The sequence below is a fragment of the Bacillus cereus group sp. BfR-BA-01524 genome (assembly GCF_022662595.1).
GTDB lineage: Bacteria > Bacillota > Bacilli > Bacillales > Bacillaceae_G > Bacillus_A > Bacillus_A thuringiensis_S.
In genome coordinates this window covers 1-19825 of the sequence record NZ_JAKUDW010000096.1, presented here as the reverse complement: position 1 = coordinate 19825, position 19825 = coordinate 1, and the positions used below count along the sequence as shown (strand labels likewise).

Genomic DNA, 19825 nt, shown 5'->3' with positions numbered 1-19825 from the left:
GTATCTGGAACGAAAGAAAATATATCAGCTGTTAAAAATCTGTATAAAGATCAAAACGTACGAACAGCAGATTATAGTTATAAATTGGTCACAGAAATAATAAAACAAGAACTCACTACCGAACAGAAAGAAGAAATTAAGAAAGAATGGAAAGAAAAAGGAGAAAATATGACTGAAGAAGAGATGGACAAGCAACTTGATAAATCATCTGTTAGCAAGAAACAATATGCGGTTATTACAAAATCTACAGCTGAAAAATTCTTAAAAAAAGGAATTGTAAGAACACCCTTATCTAAAGAAGATAGTTCAATGACTTCAGCCCCGGTAAAAGAAATAAAAGAATTAGCGAGTGAAAAAAACTTATTTTATAGAAAAAAAGCGGAAGATGAGGAAGTTAAGGATGGAAATTTAAATTTAAATGGACAAATGATACCTGTTCAACATATTGAACAAAATAATTGGATTGGCTATTTTTCATCACCGATAGTAATTGTTAATGAGGAAACATATAAACAATTAAAAGAAAAAGAAGTAAGCCTTTCGTTAATTCAGTTTGCAAAAGAAAATTTTGATTATAAAAATAAAAACAAGGTAAAAAAGGTGGTCGAATACGTTTCAAAAGTGTATGCAGTGAAAGATGAGAATGGTGAGCACGATAAGGATAAAATCTATTTTGTAGAGATTCAAAATTAATCTGTGAAAAGGATGAGTTGTATGGAGGTTGTTAGATTAGAAAATGTAGTAAAAACATATGGAGAGGGAGAAACGCAAGTACAGGCGTTAAAAGGAATTAATCTTTCCATTCATAGAGGAGAATTCGTAACCATAGTTGGAGCATCAGGTTCTGGTAAAAGTACCTTATTGCATATTTTAGGAGGGCTGGATCGTCCGAGTTCGGGAAATGTGTTTATAGGTGATGAAAATATCTACAATTATAAAGATAATGAACTCTCTATTTTTCGCCGAAGAAAAGTTGGCTTTATATTTCAGTTTTTTAATTTAATTCCTGTCTTGAATGTACAAGAAAATATTGCTTTGCCAGCTCTATTGGACGAAGAACAGGTAGATGATCATTACCTGGATGAAATTATAAAAACGCTAGGGTTAAATGAAAGACGAGATCATTTGCCTTCTGAATTATCGGGTGGTCAACAACAAAGGGTATCTATTGGTAGATCTCTTATAAATAAACCCGATATTATCTTAGCGGATGAACCAACCGGAAATCTAGATACAAAAAATACAAAAGAAGTTCTGAATTTATTAAAAGTAACGGCTAAAAAATATAATCAGACGGTGATTTTAATTACCCATGACCCTGCTATCGCATCAAACTCTGATCGAATTATAACCATTACAGATGGCATGATTATTTCTGATAAAAAATTAGTGCAAAATCAAGAGAAATGTGGAGGGGAGGAGTATTGATTCATAGTTACAAACAGTTAAGTCAAAAATATCTCAGAAGTAATATAAAACGTACTCTGCTAACATTAACAGGTATTATTCTAGCATTGGCGCTAATAACAACGATTGGACTTTTTTTTAATAGTGGATACACTTCGGGAATTGATAATGCTAAAAAAGGTTCCATGGGTTCTGCAAATATTTCAGTTGAAAATTATAATCAAAAGCTTTTCAATATGATAAAAAGTAATCCGAATATATCTTCTTATGGCATCATAACTCCAGGAGAGGTGCTCCATGTTGATGATATAGCTGTCTCTTATATGTATGCAGATCATCAAGCATTGAAGCTGTTACAGTCCAGTATTCCTGTGGAAGGCAAGCTGCCTTCAAATGAAAGCGAGGCTGTTTTGGAAAAATGGATGCTGCCTTACTTCGGTCCCAATCTTAAATTAGGCGGTATGTTTACTATTCATGAAAAAAAATATAAACTTGTTGGTTTGCTAAATAAGTCTAGTAGTACTCAGGAAAATAAAACTGGTCAATTATTTACATATAAAAATAAGTTCAAAGTTGGTGAAGGTAGCGTATTGATTGAATTGCATAAGTACGCAAACTTTGATGAAGTTGAAAACCAATTTAAATTATTGACGAATAAAAAAAATATAAGAGTAAATGACGAATTAAAGAGAGCCTTAAAGCCTACTGTGGAGATAATGGTGGCAGCCGCTATTAGTATTGGGATTGTTGTGATTTCTACGATTGTTATTATTTACAATGCATTTCAAATTAGTATAGTAGAGCGAATGAAACAGTTTGGGCTATTGAGGAGTATTGGAGCTACAAAAAAACAAATCAGAAAAATTGTGATAAGAGAAGCAACATTTCTTTCTATTATTGCTATCTTTTTTGGGATTTTGTGTAGTATATTAGTAGTCTTTTTACTTAATCAAGTACTGATAAACGTACTTAAAAACTCTATGGGATATACAATTAAATTAGATTGGTTAATTATATGTGTAAGTTCGTTAATTACATTGATAACTGTTTATATTTCAAGCTATTTTCCTGCTTTTTTTGCAGGTAGAATTTCACCGCTACTGGCCGTAAGTAGCCGATTGGCTATAAAAAAAGAAAAAATAAAGAAAAAAAAGAGAACAAAACTAAAGAAACCACTATCTTTTCCGTTAAGTATGGCATTGAAAAATATCCAAAGAAATCCCAATAGATATACAGTTACAATTTTGTCTATTATTATAAGTAGTGTACTGTATATCACGTTTACGTTTCTCATAGATACTGTCATTCAGCGTAAACAACCGGAAATTCAAGCTCTAAAATCGGATATATCAGTTACGGTTAATTCAAATTTAGACAAGCCTAGCATAGATCGTATGAGTCGAAATATTTATAAAGTTAATAACGTAGAGAATCTGTACAAGCGATATCAGGCAAATGATTTTTATACGAAAGTACCAAAAAATAAACAAATTAAAGAATTACAAGGAAATGAATCGCTGTATCATAAAGTAAAATACAATAATCAAACTGTAGAAATTATGGAAACACAAATAAAAGCATACGATGAGAATAGTTTAAAGAAACTAGCTGAAAATGTAACTAGTGGAAGAATTGATATTTCAAAATTAAATCGTGAAAAAGAGGTTATTTTAGTAAAGCAAGCTGCATCAAATGATATGAATACAAGTAAAAAATATATAGGTTCTCTAAGTACTTTTCAGGTAGGGGATGAAATCCAAATAACAAGTCGGCAGGAAAGAAAACCTACAGAGGAAATCTCTTACAATGAAGATAAACTAGAAACTTTAAAAATAACTGCAATTGTAGAATTAGATATTTTTAATATGAGTAGAGTGATGGATGCCATAACTTTTATTACTAGTGAACAAATAGCCGAAAATATAATACCATCTCCACAAAAATTAACAGGTTTTGAAATTGATTTAAAGAATCAATCTCAGGCTGATGCTACAATTTTAGATATACAAAAGAAACTGGGTGGAGATGCATCTATAGAAGTAAAAAATAATATTGTTCAAAGTAATTTCCATACAGACAATATACTTTATATAAAAATATTAGGGTACGGATTTATAGCTGTTATTACACTAATTGGTTGTGTAAATATTTTAAATACCATCACAGTCAGCATCATTATGAGAAGAAAAGAATTAGCTGCTTTAAAATCGATTGGTATGTCGCAAAAGGATTTGAAAAAGATGGTTATATATGAAGGACTCCTGTACGGCTTCTTTGGAAGCATACAAGGAATCTTTTTCGGCTGTATGTTGTCGTATATTCTTTATGTAGCACTGTCAAATACGGTTTCGTTTGAATGGATTATTCCTTATCAATCTAGCTTTATCACTTTTATAACCGCACTGTTGATTAGTTATGTATCGGTACTAATTCCGCTGCGAAAAATTAAAAAGGATAACGTTATAGATGTAATTAGAGAAGAATAGCAGTGATTATAACAATATGTGATTCGGAAGTTCAACCGAGATACGTGTAAAACGGTTCGTAATCTGTATTATATTTCAAGTATTGGTTTTTTAGTTAAAAATATCTGCCTGACGATTAACAAATAGCTGATTACCTAAATGCTATAAGACCCGACACGAACGAAAAAAGATAATTGTACATTTAGGGGTTCAGTCACATGTCCATCAACTTAAGAATCTTTACAACCCCCAATTGTAAAAAAAACGTTATTCTTTCTAAAAAGCTAAATAGAAAGGATGACGTTTTTTTACGAATCTTTCGATTCAAGATGAATTACAACTATTTTCTGAAAAAATAAAGCGATTTATTACACCCGCATTTTTAGCAGAACTTGCAAGAGAAATCGGGTTTATAAAGCGAAAATATAAGTTTTCTGGCTTAGACTTAGCTACGATTTGTATTTGGATCAGTCAACGAGTAGCAAATGCTCCCTTAGTACAATTATGTAGTAAACTTCATGCAGCCACTGGGACCTTACTCAGCCTTGAGGGCTTAAATACAAAGGCAGTTTTGTTTTTACAACATATTTTTCTTTATTGTTACAACAAAAACGCTGTGAACAAACACAGACTTTAGCATTTAAAATACATAAATATATTTATGCGTTTCATTGAACTACTCACCACTTAACGTCCTAACGGACTGTTTGAAGTGGGAGATTCCTGCGAACACCGATGTATCCACCAGTTATCTTAGCAGGCTCTACCCGCAGTCCCTACGGTGAGAACATAAGTATCTTGTACGCTGACTCACCACACTACCTACTTTAGCTTGGTTTTCGCAATTTTGAGAAGCGTGGGGCGATAGAACGTTGAAGATTTTACGGTTGCAACGTTTTTCTGCAACCAACCTCATATCTTCAGTTTTCGAAGAGCAATCTGTACAAGTAAATGATAGCAAATATGTTGGCTTATGCCAACCGACATTCATCTCCCACCTAAAATTGGTGTTTCACACCTTCACATTTTTGAGGAAGGAGTCTTCTGCCGGAAAACGATAAAATATGAATACTATCTAAAAAAATTTAGATAAATGTTAAAAAAAACTTTAGATAAACTTTATTTTTTCTTTCTATAATTCATACATGAATATGAAAAATTTCTTTAAAAGATACACAACGTTTTTTGTAGTATCGAGGGGTTAAATGACCTTTATTAAAAGGCAAAATCTACAATTGACAAGGAGAACACTTTATGAGTAAGAGAATAAACGAATTAGATTCTATACGAGGACTAGCGGCTATCACAGTGGTATTTGGACACTTTTGTTTAATGCTACCATCGTTGCCTAATTCTATTAAATTTTCCCCGCTTAGGTTTTTATGGGCTGGTGGGGAAGCTGTAATTGTTTTTTATGTACTCAGTGGTTTTGTGCTATCTATGGCACTCTATCATTCAAAAACAAATTATTGGGGATATTTAATTAAAAGATTTGTAAGAATCTATATCCCTTATTATTTCTGGATATTCATCACCTTTGCTTTATTTATTTTGTTTTCACCATATGAAGTTACGGGACTACGAGATTGGTTCTATGATAAGTGGCAAGGACCAATAACAAAATTAGATATTATGAATCACTTTGTACTTCTTAATAACTTTTTTACGGATAATTATAATCCGGTTATCTGGTCATTAGCTCAAGAAATGCGTATATCTATCGTGTTTCCCTTGTTATTCCTTCTGTTTTATAAACAGAGTTGGAAGAAAACGATACTGTTTGCTATGAGCTTTTCTTTAATCGGTATTTTCCTTAATATGTTGCATATTGGGAAAGCTGAGGGGTTTTATAATGGTTATGCCGATACACTGCATTTCACATCTATGTTTATGGTTGGAATGCTACTTTATAAACATCAGGAAGAACTTACTCAATTATATAAAAGGATGAAAAACTTAAACAGAAAACTTCTTATCGTATTAGGGATCTTTCTATATCTATATTCCATTATGATTTATGGGCTTTCTAGTAATGATACTACTTTCTTATTAAAAGATTGGGGTGTCGTAATTGGTGTGAGTATAATAATCATTATGGCAATGAATAACCCAAAGGTAAAAGCTATTTTAAATAAGGGTGTATTTGTATATTTAGGGGAAATTTCATATAGTATCTATTTATGTCATTTTCCAATCACGATGGTACTCTTTAAACTTTTGTATGCAAAGATACCCACCCTTTTTCTTCTTATCTTATGTATTACAACGACAATACTTTGTTCTATATTATCTTATCATTTAATTGAAAAGAAATGTATCAATTGGGCAAAACAAAGAACAGCAAAGTTCAAAAAAAAAGTGTGACATTTGTAGGGGTACGGAAACGATTCAAAGAATAACCCGCTTTGAAAAACCCTCCAATTCAGGCGGCTGTTTTTCTTTAAATTGCTATATTAAACTTTACACTTAAAAGAAATAATTTTGAGTCCGAAAAGGTACGGATTTTTAATACGAGGAGGAGTATATGAAGGATACGATTAAAACACGGTTTATTATATTATTCTATATTGGTATTTTAGGTTTAGGAACCATGCTTGGAATATTTTATGTTAAGCATAAAACCAATATTCAAAAAAAACAAGTGATTGCTGCCGAAAAACGTTTATTGCAATATGAGCTCACCTTGAAAAAAGAATTAGAAAAATATAATTTAGGAGAGAAAACAGCAGTTTTATTAGGAATTATGTACCAAGAGAGTAGAGGTGAGGGAAACGACCCTATGCAGTCTTCTGAATCACTTGGATTAAAGCCAAATGAAATTCAAGAGACAAGCCTGAGCATTAAACAAGGGGTAAAACACTTTGCTCAAATGTACAAATATGGAACTGAAAAAGATGTTAGCATGGATACAATTATTCAAAGCTATAATATGGGACCAGGGTATATTGATTTTATTGCGAGTCAAGAAGTTAAACAACACTCGGAAGATTCGGCCAAAAATTTTTCTAAGATGAAAGTTGATCAAAATCCAGAGATGTACACTTGTGGTGGAAATAAAAATAATTTTAGGTATCCATATTGTTATGGTGATTTCACATATGCAACAAAGGTAAATGAAAAAGCAAAACTTATTGAAGAACTTCTCCAAAAAAAATCAAAATATAATTCGGAAAATTTTTAATGTAAGAACTTTAAGATTTATGTGAGAGATCTATTAAATCAGGTCATAGTGACCCGTATTCTAAAAATAGTCTAATCAGTATGGATAATTTTGAGAATGTTCAATCTATCCTTATTATTGTAAAATTATATTAATAACTGCTAATGTACACATGAAAAACAGGATAGTTCCTATAAAAAGTAAATACAACAATGTCTAGGGGGGGTAATGGTGGGAAAAATAGTTTTTTTAAAAAAATTAGATAAGAAACTAATATTCATTTTATTCATATTATGTGTCACCAGTATTGTTGCAATATACAGTAGTCAGCAAACCGGGCAATACGGTAACCAAAATTTTGCTATGAAACAAATGGTAAATTATGCCATAGGTTTTGTTCTATTGTTAATGGTTGCCAATATCGATTTAGATCAATTACAAAAATTAGCTTGGCCGATTTATATTATGGGGTTCATCTCAATTATCATTTTAAAGGTATTACCAGTGTCAAGTTTTACACCTGAAATATTAGGGGCAAAAAGATGGTTTAGATTTCCAATTATTGGTGCTATTCAACCAGCTGAATTTTTTAAGCTTGCCTTACTTCTTCTGGTCGCAAGTTTAGTCGTAAAACATAATGCACAGTATATGGCAAGGACATTTCAAACTGATTTACTTTTGATTGGTAAAATATTTTTGATAACTATTCCACCTGCGTTACTTGTATATAGTCAACCCGATACGGGAATGGTGTTCCTATATATAGCAGCCATTGCATGTATTATATTTATGTCAGGAATTCAAAAAAAGTTAATCGTACTATTTGCAGGGATTCCGATGACTGTATTGTCTGCTTTAATATTTATATACGAAAAATATCCAGATATTTTCTTCAATAAGTTAGTTACTTTATTAAAGCCCCACCAACAATCACGAATTCTAGGCTGGTTAGATCCATTTCAGTATACAGATCAGGGATATCAAACTCAACAAGCACTTTTAGCTGTAGGTAGTGGAGGGATAGAAGGAAAAGGCTTCAGTTCTGGAAATGTTTATATTCCAGAAAAACATACTGATTTCATTTTTGCCACAATTGCTGAAGAAGGCGGTTTTATAGTTGCCACTTTTATAATATGTATATTCTTCTTAATGCTTTCCCGAATACTTATAATTGGTAATTCCGCAGATAATTTATTCGGCACCTTACTATGCGCAGGAATTGTAGGTGTTCTAATGTTACAATTTTTTCAAAATATCGGTATGATTGTGGGATTAATGCCTGTCAAAGGTATTGCACTTCCATTTTTATCATATGGCGGAAGCTCTTTATTTTCGAACATGCTAATGATGGGGCTTATTCTATCCACACGAAAAACATACAAAGAATATATGTTTTCAGTGAATCAGCACTAAATATCAAATAAGAAGTACTTATACCTTAAACTATTCGTACAATAATATGTGATGAATAAAAAAGGTTACAGAGCTATAATTAAGTATTGTTAATAGACAGAGGGAGGAGAATAATAAACATTCTTCTCCCTTTGTCTGTAATTAGGGTTTGCATGATAAATATACGTTGTAAGGAATTGCTGGAATGAGTTTTAAGGTTACAAAGGGGAAGCACGCACATTTTAACTCATACATACACATAAAGCGACTAAATCCTTCGCTTGATACTTACTAGTTCGTTGTACAAAACCAACATCTCTAGCAAGAACTCGTAAGATATTTGGAGATAAACAGCTTTGAATCTCTTGAGCAAATAGTTGTAATTCATCGTAAACAGAAATAGACATACAAAAACGCCATCCTTTCCTATGACTATACAGAAAGAATAGCGTATTTTTTCATTTTAGGGGGGATTTTGTTGTATTAGCTTGATAGCGATGTGATGATATCCCTATTAAGAAACTATAAAAAAGATTGATAAAAATAAGCTGTTTTACCTTCATGCAAATACATGATTTTGTAAAAAAAAATTTTTTTTTACATATAAAGAGTTCAACCCAAATTATTTCATCGTTTTTATCAAACTTTATATTAATTCCCAAAATGATTGGTTCGATTATCTTTCTTTAAATAATGGTTTGGTCTTTTCTAAAAATGATTTAGTACCTTCTCTGAAGTCCTCTGTGGACGCTATCAAACCGAAATAATCTGCTCCAAGACGTGCCGACTCTTCTAAAGTTAAATTACCTCCCCGATGAATTGCCTCCCAAGTCATTTTTACTGCGATAGGAGCCTGAGATAGAATTTCTTGGATAAGCGCTTCTGCCTCTGATAATAATTTATCAGGCTCAACAGTCCTATTAACCAGTCCTATTCGATAAGCTTCGTCTGCACTTATCGCGGTTCCAGTGAGCAACAGTTCTGTAGCACGCCCCTTACCTATAAGTCTGGGCAATCTCGTAGTTCCTCCAAATCCTGCAATAGCTCCAATACGGACTTCAGGATGTCCTAATCTAGCATGATTAGCACAAATACGAATCGTACAGGCTTCGGCTAACTCTAGTCCACCTCCTAGTGCAAATCCATTGATGGCAGCAACAACCACTTTTCCTAATGACTCGATTTTATGAGTAACCGTAACAGCCAACTGAGCTAAATCCCGTACTTCTAGTGGAGTGGCTTTATTGAGAAACTGAATGTCAGCACCTGCGGAAAATGCCTTTTCTCCGGCACCGATAATTATCAATGCTTTTACACTTGAATTTGTTTTAACCCTGTCCAAGGCGGAGGAAAGTTGCTCAAGAACATCTCGGTTTAACGCATTTAGTGATTCCGGTCTGTTTAATGTAATTCTTGCAATACCATTTTCCTCAGTGTAGAGGACGGCACTTTTGTTTAACATTTTAATCCCTCCAATAGTTTAGTGTGCAGACACAAAAGGCTACTAATTTCTATCGCTTCTTTTATAACATTAAGAGAGGATTTTTACTGAAATGTCATCACCGACTGATCGCTCGTTCATAAGTGAGATTATATTTAAAATATACTGCGCAATTCAAAAAAGTTTTTTATTCATCAATTTAATCTCGTAGGATGCTCTTGTGGCGAAACAGCTTGCATTTTTAACCACGACTAATATTCAGACACTGAACCTATCCCACAATTCTCTTTAAACCGCTTTCAATGTAAAATGTTCTACTTTGTACATAAAAATCCTCTTTAGGAAAAAATACTTAAGGGGGATTAGAAATATGGAAGGATCAGTCCGGATTGGGCACTACAATTTAAAGAAGAACAACTAAAAGGTACAATGGGAGCATTGTTGTTACTAGTTGGTGGAGTTATTATCTTAAAACATAAAAATACATAAAAAGAGAAGTAAGGACGAGTTACGTAAAATTGAATATGATTACACGTAGTGAGAAACAAGAATTAGAAACGTGTATGATGTATTGATGGCTACATGTTATGGGGGAGGATACTTGTTATTGGAAAAAGTATTTAGTGAAAACATAAATTGAAGTGTTTGTATAAAAAACCTCCCAAAGGAGGTTTTTTATGAAGATAAACGTTTTGAAGCAGTCATCTTTTTAACTTTCATAATAATTTCACGTTCTAACATTTCATTTTTCTGACCAATTCGGCTTCCAATAAAGAAAACATCGATTAAAGCCCAGAAACCAAGTCCGCCTAGAGTCAGTGTCATGGCAATTGCCATACCAAAATCACGTGCGTAGTAGCGGTGACCACCAAGTCCGCCTAGAAAAAACCAAATTAGGTAAGCAAGTCCTTTTGATTTTTTCTTTTTCTCAAACTCTGAAGTAACAAGGACCATTTGATCCGTTGTTAAGTCCTTTTTCAATAGTAGGTTATCCATTAAAATTCTCCCTTTAAATGCAAAATATAATTATTCCGAATATAAATATATCACAATATTAACCTTTAATGTAATAACCCAGAAAAATATTATTGGTAATTCTAAAATTAATGGTTAAATACAATTTAAGGAATGTGGTCAATCATTTGTGTGAAGTAGATTGTGTATACCATTTGGGATACTATAATTAATTTTCAATTTCATTTCAAGAACAATGGAAACAAAAGAGAAATCGAAACGAAATCATGAAAGAAACTATATTAAAAGCACTATGATTTAGAAATAGAAAGGGGGTCATCAAATAAAGATGACATTGGCGGGTCAGTTTCAAGTTGCCTAAAATTTAAAGCACATTTATAGAATCATGGAAAAACAAGAGATTGTTTGTTCGGTTCGCATAGAGAATCTATTATTTAATTAAAACAAGAGATTAAGAAATATATAACATAGAATAATTATTATAGATGTCAATGGAAGTCAGAAAAGATGAAATTGTTGAATACAGAAATATTTTTTTTGATGTTGCCTAGCTTTTTTAATGTCCTTTACAAAGGAGACAGATCACTTTTTAAGAATGCGTTGTTACTATATATAATCATTAAGACTATGTTTTATTAAATCAGTATTTCTCAATAACAACAGCTACACATTCCATTTACATTTATTGTATGTAAGGCGTATGCTAGATTTAATTGTAATAAATGGAAAGGAGCTGTATTTTTGAACAGAAAAGTTTTTTCTTCAGTTTTACTATCGTCACTTTTGTTTTTAGGAGTAACTGATTCAGGAGGAGTAGAGGCTTCTATGACTACACAAATAAAGTATAAGCAAGGAGGGGCAAAGTACATATATACAAATGCACCAGAAGATGTATACGATAATCCAAATATGGGATCAAACTTTGAGGCTGGTAAGTATGCTTACTACACAAATGAAAGAATATTAGAAGCAAATCAAGAGTATAGTGCTGAATTTTTTAATCGAAATTATACTGGAGGTCAATTGAAATTTGGATATGCTATACACAATGAAGATCGTCAACCGCAAACTATAAGAATTAAAAATAATGCTGTAAATGCAGCATATCCGGTTAGTTCTGATGGTTCATGGGATATAATGGGCATTACATCTAGTACTATAGTTCAATATGGAAATAGTAACAATGATCAAGTTATTACTATCCCAGCAGATGGACATGTATTTATATTAGAAAAAGATGTAGAAGATACTTTTGCAGTTAATGGAAAAATCAAGTTTATTCCGAACGCAAAATTAACCCTACGTCAATTTGTTTCAAAGAAAAAACCAGATGGACAGTTCTCTAGCCCATCAGAAATTTTTGATCCCATAAAAACAACACAGGTTAAAAATTATAATAAAATCACTTCAACTGCTAATTATAATTACGATGAAAGGTATGCTGTTATTGATAATGTAACAACAAGTACCTTTTATGTAGGTTCAAAGACAAGTAAAACGTATCCTCAACCTCGTGTTGGTATTAATGAATACGAAGCACCTATATGGTATCTAGAAAATTCTAACCCGACGCTTGAAGGAAACTATGGTATTGTTTATGATTTTCAATTTAAAAATGCGGCAGGAAAGAAAATTAGAATTAAGCCTGAAATTATTTCAGAAAATGATAAGTCAACCGATCCAGAGAAATTCCCGCCACTAGCATTTTTTTCACAAGTAACGTACTGGACTTCAGGAACTTGGAAAAGTACAACCAAATTAACTAAACCTGATCAATATCATTATATAACTATTCCAGCAGATCAACATGTGAAATTTATATTACCAGGTGGTAATAATGGCAATAACCTTTTTGAAATTATAGAATAATGTTTTGGAAGTTAGAATTAAATAAATAGACAGAATCATATTGTTGATGCCTATTTTAATTGAAAATGTAAGAGAATAAAAAAAATCGTCAGTTGCTTTGTTATGTCAATAAAAAAAGGTCTTTCTTGAGTAAAAGCCTTTGTAACAGGTTGGGTTTGAAAAAATATTTATAGAAAAGAAAAAGTATGAAAAATTTATGACACGATTTTTCTACAATTAGTCAAGCGATATTTATCTGGAACATCTGGGTATGAAGGTGCATTGTATATGGTAAGAACAATTTTCTACCATATTAATTAATATAGCTTGATCCAATTGAAGTGACCAAAAGGGAAAATTAACTAGACTAGAGAAAATTAAAAGGAAAGAATTTTCTGTTCGTTATTATTCTGATAAAACTTTGACTTTAGAAAAAGAAGCGATAAGAACAAATCATTTTTTTCTAATTAATTCTTTTTTAGTATATAGGGAGCATAAAATTTTTTGAACTTTTTCTCAAGGATAATAATATTCCTTCTGCAAGGCGGATGGAGTTAAATTTGCCTTGCGCAAATATATACTTTTTATAATCATCAAAGGTTTCAAAAGAAATTAAATAACCTGAGTCCCTATAAATATAGAACTCAGGTTGCTTAGTTGTGCTTTTTAAATCCTGTCTACTTAACAGGAAGCAATGCATATGGAACGGAGCTTCTTTTTTTATTTTTGAATAATAAACTGTTAGTCTTCAAATTTAACAATAAAGTATAAGCCGCTTTTTGAATTGTAAGAAAAGCTAGTATAGCCATCAGTGAGTAATAGAAGTTATTAAAAAGCTAATTAAAGTTTGTAACAATTGATCAGAACAGTCTATGCTTTCTTTCTCATATACCTCACTTCTAGTAGCCATTCTGTATAAAGTACCTAATAAGATATGAGTAATAGTTAAGGAAAGTAATCGAGAATCGATATCTTTACGGAATGAACCATCTTTTATTCCTTCTTCAATTAATTCTTGTAATGAGAATAAAGCTTGTCCCGTAATAGACGTATATTTTTCTTCTAATTCGGGTGTAGGATATGATTTTGAATAAAGTTGATCAAACAAACCTATGAAGCGAAACTGTGAGGGATTTTCTTTATATTGATGACTTATAAATTCAAACATGGCTTCCATCTTTTCAAAAGCATTGGTACCTTTTTGAACTTCTTCTTTCTCAGCTTCTAATAATTCGGTTAAAATTCTGATTTGAACATTAAATAAAATCTCATGAATGGATTTATAATATTTATAAAGTGTAACCCTACTAATTTTTGCATGCTTAACAATATCCACAATAGTAATATCCATTAATCCCTTTTCTAAGGCCAACTCTAATGCAACATCTAAAATTTGTTTTCTTCTGGCATTACGCATTTGTTCTAATTCTTGTTCCCATGTTGAGACCATTAATTTGCACTCCATATTGTAAATAGTTTTTAATTCATTAATATTATCCATTATTTTAATATGAAATAAATTACAAATCAATGGTAACCATAAGGTTTTTGGCTTGTAAGTTAACGTAGGGTATCGGTTATTTTATTATATAGGCTAATAATGAAGATGTAATAAAGGACTATTTCTGGATACAAATATATAAGTTTATAAAATAGGTTGATATAAATTCATTTTAAGTAGTTCAAGTTAGAATAAAATTAAAAAGTTTATTTACAAGATAAGAAATTATTTATAAAAGTACCTAGATGTTGCAATATTTGATCAGAATAATTGGTACTTTTCTTTTCAAGCATTGCATCTCTACTTGTTAACCTAAATAAAGTACCTAAAATGATATTGGTAATAGTTAAGGAAAGTATCCTAGAATCAATATCTTTACGGAACGATCCATTTTGAATGCCTTCTTCAATCAGTTCTTGTAAAACAAATAGAGCTTGTCCTGTAATAGCTTTATATTTATCTTCTAATTCTGGTGGATAGGATTTAGAGTCAAATAAATTAATAAAGTGGAACGGAGCAGAATCTGTTTGATATTGATTATTAATACATTTAAGCAATTGCTTTGTTTTTTTTAAGGCATTATTTCCTTTTTGAACTTCTTCTTTCGCAACTTCTAATAAATCTAGTGAAAGTTTAATTTGAACACTAAATAAAATCTCATAAATGGATTTATAATATTTATAAAATGTAACACTATTAATTTTTACCTTATTAAGGATATCGGAAATAGTGATATCCTTTAAATTTTTTTCTAAGGCTAATTCTAATGTAGCATCTAAAATTTGCTTTTTTTTAGTATTACTCTTGTGATTTAGATCTTTGCCCCATGTTGCTTCCATTAATATACACTTCCCTATTATGAAAATTTATATTTCCTTATTAATTTCACTGAATCCTTTAATTTGAAATGAAATATAAATTAATTCTGTTTGTATATCTTTTGTATAATTTGAATGAAAACAGTATTGAAATACATAATTTATACTGAGTGGATTCAATAAACAAATATAGATGTTACATTAAAAAGAAAGGTGCTGGTTTAAGCACCTTCTTTTTGAAAATGTTTTTTATCATTTTTTGCTGAAGAATAATTAATAGTTATTTAATAAATAAAAATTAATATAATTACATGCTAAATGGGTTGTAAAACCATACTGTGTTACCGGTCCTATTTCCCCAGCCCATAAATGCCCAATTAATATATCCACCATCACCTTCGTTAGTAAATTTACCACTTTCAAATACCCAAATTCCATAAGTTATCCCATCATATACTGTTGTAGCAAAGAATTTAACACCTTGTAAATTGTAGTTGTAGCCTTGATTTAAGTTGAAAACCATAACATTGTATTGTTGACCTGCCCCATAAAATGCGGATTCTTTAACTCCTTTTACAAATCCTGCTCGGTTAGCGCTGCTATTAATAGAATCTCTAATCATATTAGCAATTCCTAAAACATCTACATTTACATTCAGATTGGCGCCAAAACTCTTTACAGATTTCTCGTTTTCTACCTTGTTTGAAAATTGTGGTTCAGTAGAGATATTATATTTTGGTTTTGAAACCTCAGCTGCACTCGCATTTGTTGATGTAAAAGCTATTACTCCTCCTAAACTGATAGTTCCTGCTAAAGCAATGTTTGATAATCTTCTTAATTTTTTCATTTAATAAGCCTCCTGAAATTTGATTGATTTCACAAACTATCATTTATAGAGTGTCCAAGGTGTTAACATCGTGTAAGTACTCTAATGGTTTGAATTATATACAGGGGGATTACACGTTGTAAACCTTTTTTTAGTTTGGAATATTTTTTTCAGTTAATTAATATTTTCGTATTAAACTTTTAAAATATGTTTTTAGGTAAAGTCTACCTTAACAAATGATAATTTATAAAATTTAATAAGGGTTGACATTGAAAAAAGTTAAGTTTACTATTCGTATGTAGTGTTTACACGATGTAAATACTTAAGGCGATGAAAGGAGTAAAATTTTTAATAGTTGTAATAAAAAGTAATATTATTTATTTTAAAAAGGGGAGATAGAAAAAATGAAAGTAAAATCTTGTTTAGTAGGATTAAGTCTATCAGCAATTATTACATGTAGTAGTAACATCACAGCTTCTGCGTCTAGTACAGAACAACCTATTGTTCTCGGATATACACTATATGGTACGTCCACAGAGTCACTAAAAGTAACACAACCAGTAATGAATCAAGTATCAACAGATAGTTTTTTCTTTGATATAAATGGTAACGTCCAAGGCGATGTACCTATAGATGTATTGAATTATTCACAAAACAACAAAATAAAAAGTTATGCAGCAGTGTCTAATTTTAATAATGATATTAATTACTTCGATCCTAAGCTAGCTCATGATGTTCTTGATAGCCAGGAAATAAGAACAAACTTAATAAATAAAATGTATGATATGGTTGTTGAAAATCATTATGCAGGGGTAAATATTGATTTAGAAAATATTTATCCAGAAGATCGTGATTTACTTACTACCTTTGTAAAAGAGACATCTAAAAAATTCCATAGTTCAGGTCATTCTGTTATGGTATCGGTTCCAGCTAAAAATGAGGAAGATCGTGAGAATACATGGACATGGCCATTTGATTATGCCCAATTAGGTAAAAATGCAGATTTCCTTCAAGTAATGACTTACGATGAGCATGGTACATGGAGTGAACCAGGATCTACTATTAGTCAACCATGGTTAGAAGAAAATCTAGATTACACTACTAGAGTGGTAGATAATAAAAAAATTATTATGGGTATTCCTGCATACGGAAATGATTGGGATTTAAGTGATGAAAAGAATAGCAAAATGCTTGCTTGGAAGGATACAAATGCACTTATTCAAAAGACAAAAGCAAAACCGCATCGTGATGCAACGTCTGGTTCCATGGTATTTACGTATACGGATAAAAATAATCATAAACATGAAGTTTGGTATGAGGATGAAACAAGTATCAAACAAAAAACTCACTATACAATCACAAAGAATCTTGCTGGGGTTTCTGTTTATGCAATAGGGCAAGAGAACAAACAATTCTGGACAGCAGTCTCTAATGGTTTAAAATAAATTATTTAAATAGTATCAAGTTGCGTAAATACAAAAATCTTTTCGGGGAGTACATATAAAAATGATTAATAAAAATAGAATGGGAATGATATTAGCAACAACCATGTTAGCGGGAGGGGCACTTTTCTCTTCCAATCTAACTACTCCAGTTGCAGCACAAGGTATTGCGGCGAAAATTAGTAATGCACCAAGCGATTATATTGAATTAGATCCTGAATTTTCAAGGGCACAATCTATTGTTGTTAATTCTAGTTTCAATAAAGGCAATGATGGATGGATTGGTGGTTTTGCTGATTATCCAGTTGAAGATGAAGCTATCTATTATTTGAAATTCTCCAATAAATATTTACCAAAAGAAATAAAAAATAAAAAAAGTGGACTTTTCATTAGTGGCGTAAATAGAAGTGATGATTTATTTATGTTTACCAAGAAGAAATTAGATGAAAAGGTAAAATTAAAGCCAAATACAACTTACAGTTTAAATTTTGACTTTGATATTGCTACTAATGCAAATAAGAATGAATTTGGAGTAGGTGGAGCTCCAGGAGAAGCTGTTCATGTCAAGGTTGGAGCTACGACAAAGGAACCTTTGCCACAGTTAGATAATTTAAGGTATTACCGTATGAACATCGATAAAGGTAATCAAGCGATTGAAGGTAAGGATGCTTTTAATGTTGGAAACTTAGCAAAAGTTAGTGACAGTAATAATGAAAAATATGAATTGAAATCCTTTGATAATAAAAAAAGACCTTTTGTAGTGAAGACGGATGAAAGGGCTGAATTATGGCTATTTATTGGAACTGATTCAGGGTTTGAAAGTAAAACAAGTATCTATATTCCTCGAATTAAAGTTACTTTAAATGAAATAAAGTAATTCGCAGGGGAGAGTTTAATATTAGTAAGTATAAAAACTGGTTAAGTATTGGGAGGTACTGACTTATGAAGCAGATTCGGGTGAGGAATTTGCTTCCGATTTTTTTAGGAATTTGTGGTGCGCTCTTTTTTCTTTTAGATTTACAATTAATCGAGCAATGGAATTATCAGGCGGTAATTGGGTATGGAGTGCGTCACTAAGGTTTATTTTCATGATTCCTTTCCTTTTACTTATTGTTATAAGTAGAAAAAAATTAAAGCAGCTATTACAAGTTATGAGAGAAAATCTAGGAACGTGGGTTCTTTGGAGTCTTGTAGGATTTTTCCTGTTTTACGCTCCATTATGTTTATGTTTTGCAGCTGCACATGCACTAGGATGGATAATCGCTGGAACATGGCAAATTACTATTATATCAGGAACTTTATTAGCGCCTTTTTTCATCCAAAACATTCAAACATCAGATTTCATTCGTAGGAAAAGAGGAGAAATACCAATAAAAGGGATGGGTATGTCACTTATTATTCTTCTTGGTATTGTGCTTATGCAAATGGAGCAAACGAAATTTCTTGCTGTAAAAGATATTTTGTTTGGTATTATCCCTGTTATTGTGGCTTCTTTTGCTTATCCATTAGGTAATCGTAAAATGATGGAGGTTTGTGGAGATCGTCTGGATACTTATCAACGTGTACTTGGAATGACATTAGCTAGCTTACCATTTTGGTTTTTATTATCCTTGTATGGCTTTTTCACAACAGGAACGCCTAGTAAAGAACAAACTATACAATCTATCTTAGTTGCTACTTGCTCAGGTGTAATTGGAACTATTTTATTTTTCAAAGCAACTGAAATGGTAAGAGGATATATGCAAAAACTAGCCACTGTTGAAGCGACACAATCTATGGAAGTACTTTTTGCTGTTATCGGGGAGTTAGTTTTATTAGATTCTTCTGTTCCATCTATTTTATCTTGGTGCGGTATGTTTATAATAATGCTAGGAATGATGGCACACAGTTATGTTTCTTATAAAGGTGACATGACACCTCATCAAAATATTAGTGCCTAAATGATGTTTTAAAACTAATTTAATACTGTAGATTGTATAGTATTCCTTAGTTATCTTTTGCTTATTTTTACTCATAAAATTCAAACTAAATTTACACCACTTATAAAATCAGCGTAATAAAGCAAATAAGAATAAACATGTTTTATAAGAGAAACATTTGCAAAAAGCTGTCTAATGGACAATGCATGTGGAGGATTTTATATGTTAGAAAGTTTATTGTGTTTCTTTGCCGTTGGAATTGCATGTGAACTTGCAGTAATTAATCTAAATGGTCGTAAGAAAATAAAACAACAAGCTGAAATAATACAGCTATTAAAAAAATTAAGTGAAAGAAAAATATAATGACAAGTCGCTAGGGGGCTCTGTAGAAAAGTTTAGCTTACTTTTAAACTTTTAAAGAAACGGGAAAAGGGATGTCAAAAAACATTCTACTTCCATCCCCATCTTCCTTCATTATTATAAAAATCCATAAATCAACAAAAAACGCAGGAGGTTGAAGTGAAGTGAACCCTGAAAACGGGACACCTATCAAAACACCTAAACCACTTGTTCCCTAAATTCTTTAGGGGATAGGTGGTTTAATTTTTCTTGAATTCGCACACAATTGTAG

16 protein-coding genes and 4 pseudogenes are annotated in these 19825 nt (G+C 31.5%); 13 read left to right on the top strand and 7 right to left on the bottom strand.

The window, feature by feature from the left end:
- The 7 genes and pseudogenes from MR170_RS24795 to MR170_RS24765 form a co-directional block, all read left to right on the top strand.
- Positions 1-693 (top strand): lipoprotein BA_5634 family protein (locus MR170_RS24795; protein ID WP_242309712.1); only part of this gene is annotated, 693 nt, incomplete at its 5' end.
- Positions 694-714: 21 nt separating this feature from the next.
- Positions 715-1428, top strand: coding sequence for an ABC transporter ATP-binding protein (locus MR170_RS24790; protein ID WP_025687968.1), 714 nt, complete (start codon positions 715-717; stop codon positions 1426-1428).
- The gene (locus MR170_RS24785; protein WP_242309710.1) at positions 1425-3893 is read left to right on the top strand and encodes an ABC transporter permease; all 2469 of its coding nucleotides are present in this window, start codon (positions 1425-1427) and stop codon (positions 3891-3893) included. The genes MR170_RS24790 and MR170_RS24785 overlap by 4 nt, the downstream gene beginning before the upstream one ends.
- Positions 3894-4194: 301 nt before the next feature.
- Positions 4195-4499: pseudogene (locus tag MR170_RS24780) on the top strand (IS4 family transposase); the annotation flags it as partial.
- 627 nt (positions 4500-5126) lie between these two features.
- On the top strand, positions 5127-6236 hold the full coding sequence (locus MR170_RS24775) for an acyltransferase family protein (RefSeq protein WP_242309707.1): 1110 nt from the start codon (positions 5127-5129) through the stop codon (positions 6234-6236).
- Positions 6237-6396: 160 nt separating this feature from the next.
- Positions 6397-7053, top strand: coding sequence for a lysozyme family protein (locus MR170_RS24770; RefSeq protein WP_098640009.1), 657 nt, complete (start codon positions 6397-6399; stop codon positions 7051-7053).
- A 207-nt stretch (positions 7054-7260) separates the two neighbouring features.
- Positions 7261-8445, top strand: coding sequence for an FtsW/RodA/SpoVE family cell cycle protein (locus tag MR170_RS24765; RefSeq protein WP_242309704.1), 1185 nt, complete (start codon positions 7261-7263; stop codon positions 8443-8445).
- 224 nt (positions 8446-8669) lie between these two features.
- Here MR170_RS24765 and MR170_RS24760 read toward each other — a convergent pair.
- The 3 genes and pseudogenes from MR170_RS24760 to MR170_RS24750 all read right to left on the bottom strand — a co-directional run.
- Positions 8670-8831: pseudogene (locus MR170_RS24760) on the bottom strand (IS4 family transposase); the annotation flags it as partial.
- A 269-nt stretch (positions 8832-9100) separates the two neighbouring features.
- Positions 9101-9886: an enoyl-CoA hydratase/isomerase family protein gene (locus MR170_RS24755; RefSeq protein ID WP_242309702.1), complete on the bottom strand. Its 786-nt coding sequence runs from the start codon at positions 9884-9886 to the stop codon at positions 9101-9103.
- Positions 9887-10540: 654 nt separating this feature from the next.
- On the bottom strand, positions 10541-10861 hold the full coding sequence (locus MR170_RS24750; protein WP_016082902.1) for a TM2 domain-containing protein: 321 nt from the start codon (positions 10859-10861) through the stop codon (positions 10541-10543).
- A 113-nt stretch (positions 10862-10974) separates the two neighbouring features.
- Here MR170_RS24750 and MR170_RS24745 point away from each other — a divergent pair.
- Positions 10975-11267 (top strand): annotated as a pseudogene (locus MR170_RS24745) (IS3 family transposase); the annotation flags it as partial.
- 314 nt (positions 11268-11581) lie between these two features.
- On the top strand, positions 11582-12709 hold the full coding sequence (locus tag MR170_RS24740) for a copper amine oxidase (protein ID WP_242309700.1): 1128 nt from the start codon (positions 11582-11584) through the stop codon (positions 12707-12709).
- 787 nt (positions 12710-13496) lie between these two features.
- Here the strand turns inward: MR170_RS24740 and MR170_RS24735 are convergent.
- From MR170_RS24735 to MR170_RS24725, 3 genes are all read right to left on the bottom strand, one after another.
- Entirely contained in the window at positions 13497-14138 is a 642-nt protein-coding gene (locus tag MR170_RS24735) for a TetR/AcrR family transcriptional regulator (protein WP_242309698.1), read from the bottom strand.
- A gap of 257 nt (positions 14139-14395) precedes the next feature.
- Positions 14396-15028 carry a TetR/AcrR family transcriptional regulator gene (locus MR170_RS24730; RefSeq protein ID WP_242309697.1) on the bottom strand — a complete coding sequence of 211 codons (633 nt, stop codon included), beginning with the start codon at positions 15026-15028 and terminating at the stop codon, positions 14396-14398.
- 286 nt (positions 15029-15314) lie between these two features.
- Entirely contained in the window at positions 15315-15854 is a 540-nt protein-coding gene (locus MR170_RS24725) for a stress protein (RefSeq protein ID WP_242257286.1), read from the bottom strand.
- A gap of 383 nt (positions 15855-16237) precedes the next feature.
- Between MR170_RS24725 and MR170_RS24720 the strand changes: the two genes are divergently transcribed.
- The 4 genes and pseudogenes from MR170_RS24720 (at position 16238) to MR170_RS24705 (ending at position 19557) form a co-directional block, all read left to right on the top strand.
- Positions 16238-17278, top strand: a complete 1041-nt coding sequence (locus tag MR170_RS24720; RefSeq protein ID WP_242309695.1) for a glycosyl hydrolase family 18 protein — start codon at positions 16238-16240, stop codon at positions 17276-17278.
- A gap of 61 nt (positions 17279-17339) precedes the next feature.
- On the top strand, positions 17340-18152 hold the full coding sequence (locus MR170_RS24715) for a hypothetical protein (RefSeq protein ID WP_242309694.1): 813 nt from the start codon (positions 17340-17342) through the stop codon (positions 18150-18152).
- A gap of 65 nt (positions 18153-18217) precedes the next feature.
- A pseudogene (locus MR170_RS24710) lies at positions 18218-19215 on the top strand (DMT family transporter).
- Between the two features lie 201 nt (positions 19216-19416).
- Positions 19417-19557, top strand: a complete 141-nt coding sequence (locus MR170_RS24705; RefSeq protein ID WP_242309693.1) for a YrzO family protein — start codon at positions 19417-19419, stop codon at positions 19555-19557.
- 195 nt (positions 19558-19752) lie between these two features.
- Here MR170_RS24705 and MR170_RS32515 read toward each other — a convergent pair.
- A partial coding sequence (locus MR170_RS32515) for an IS3 family transposase (RefSeq protein WP_326245104.1) occupies positions 19753-19825 on the bottom strand: 73 nt, incomplete at its 5' end.

Excerpts from the sequence above, each read along its gene's own strand:
- MR170_RS24770 (WP_098640009.1), top strand. The coding sequence starts at position 6,397 with ATGAAGGATACGATTAAAACACGGTTTATTATATTATTCTATATTGGT.
- MR170_RS24790 (WP_025687968.1), top strand. The coding sequence starts at position 715 with ATGGAGGTTGTTAGATTAGAAAATGTAGTAAAAACATATGGAGAGGGA.
- MR170_RS24765 (WP_242309704.1), top strand. The coding sequence starts at position 7,261 with ATGGTGGGAAAAATAGTTTTTTTAAAAAAATTAGATAAGAAACTAATA.
- MR170_RS24755 (WP_242309702.1), bottom strand. The coding sequence starts at position 9,886 with ATGTTAAACAAAAGTGCCGTCCTCTACACTGAGGAAAATGGTATTGCA.
- MR170_RS24730 (WP_242309697.1), bottom strand. The coding sequence starts at position 15,028 with ATGGAAGCAACATGGGGCAAAGATCTAAATCACAAGAGTAATACTAAA.
- MR170_RS24725 (WP_242257286.1), bottom strand. The coding sequence starts at position 15,854 with ATGAAAAAATTAAGAAGATTATCAAACATTGCTTTAGCAGGAACTATC.
- MR170_RS24715 (WP_242309694.1), top strand. The coding sequence starts at position 17,340 with ATGATTAATAAAAATAGAATGGGAATGATATTAGCAACAACCATGTTA.
- MR170_RS24735 (WP_242309698.1), bottom strand. The coding sequence starts at position 14,138 with ATGGTCTCAACATGGGAACAAGAATTAGAACAAATGCGTAATGCCAGA.
- MR170_RS24775 (WP_242309707.1), top strand. The coding sequence starts at position 5,127 with ATGAGTAAGAGAATAAACGAATTAGATTCTATACGAGGACTAGCGGCT.
- MR170_RS24720 (WP_242309695.1), top strand. The coding sequence starts at position 16,238 with ATGAAAGTAAAATCTTGTTTAGTAGGATTAAGTCTATCAGCAATTATT.
- MR170_RS24705 (WP_242309693.1), top strand. The coding sequence starts at position 19,417 with ATGTTAGAAAGTTTATTGTGTTTCTTTGCCGTTGGAATTGCATGTGAA.
- MR170_RS24750 (WP_016082902.1), bottom strand. The coding sequence starts at position 10,861 with ATGGATAACCTACTATTGAAAAAGGACTTAACAACGGATCAAATGGTC.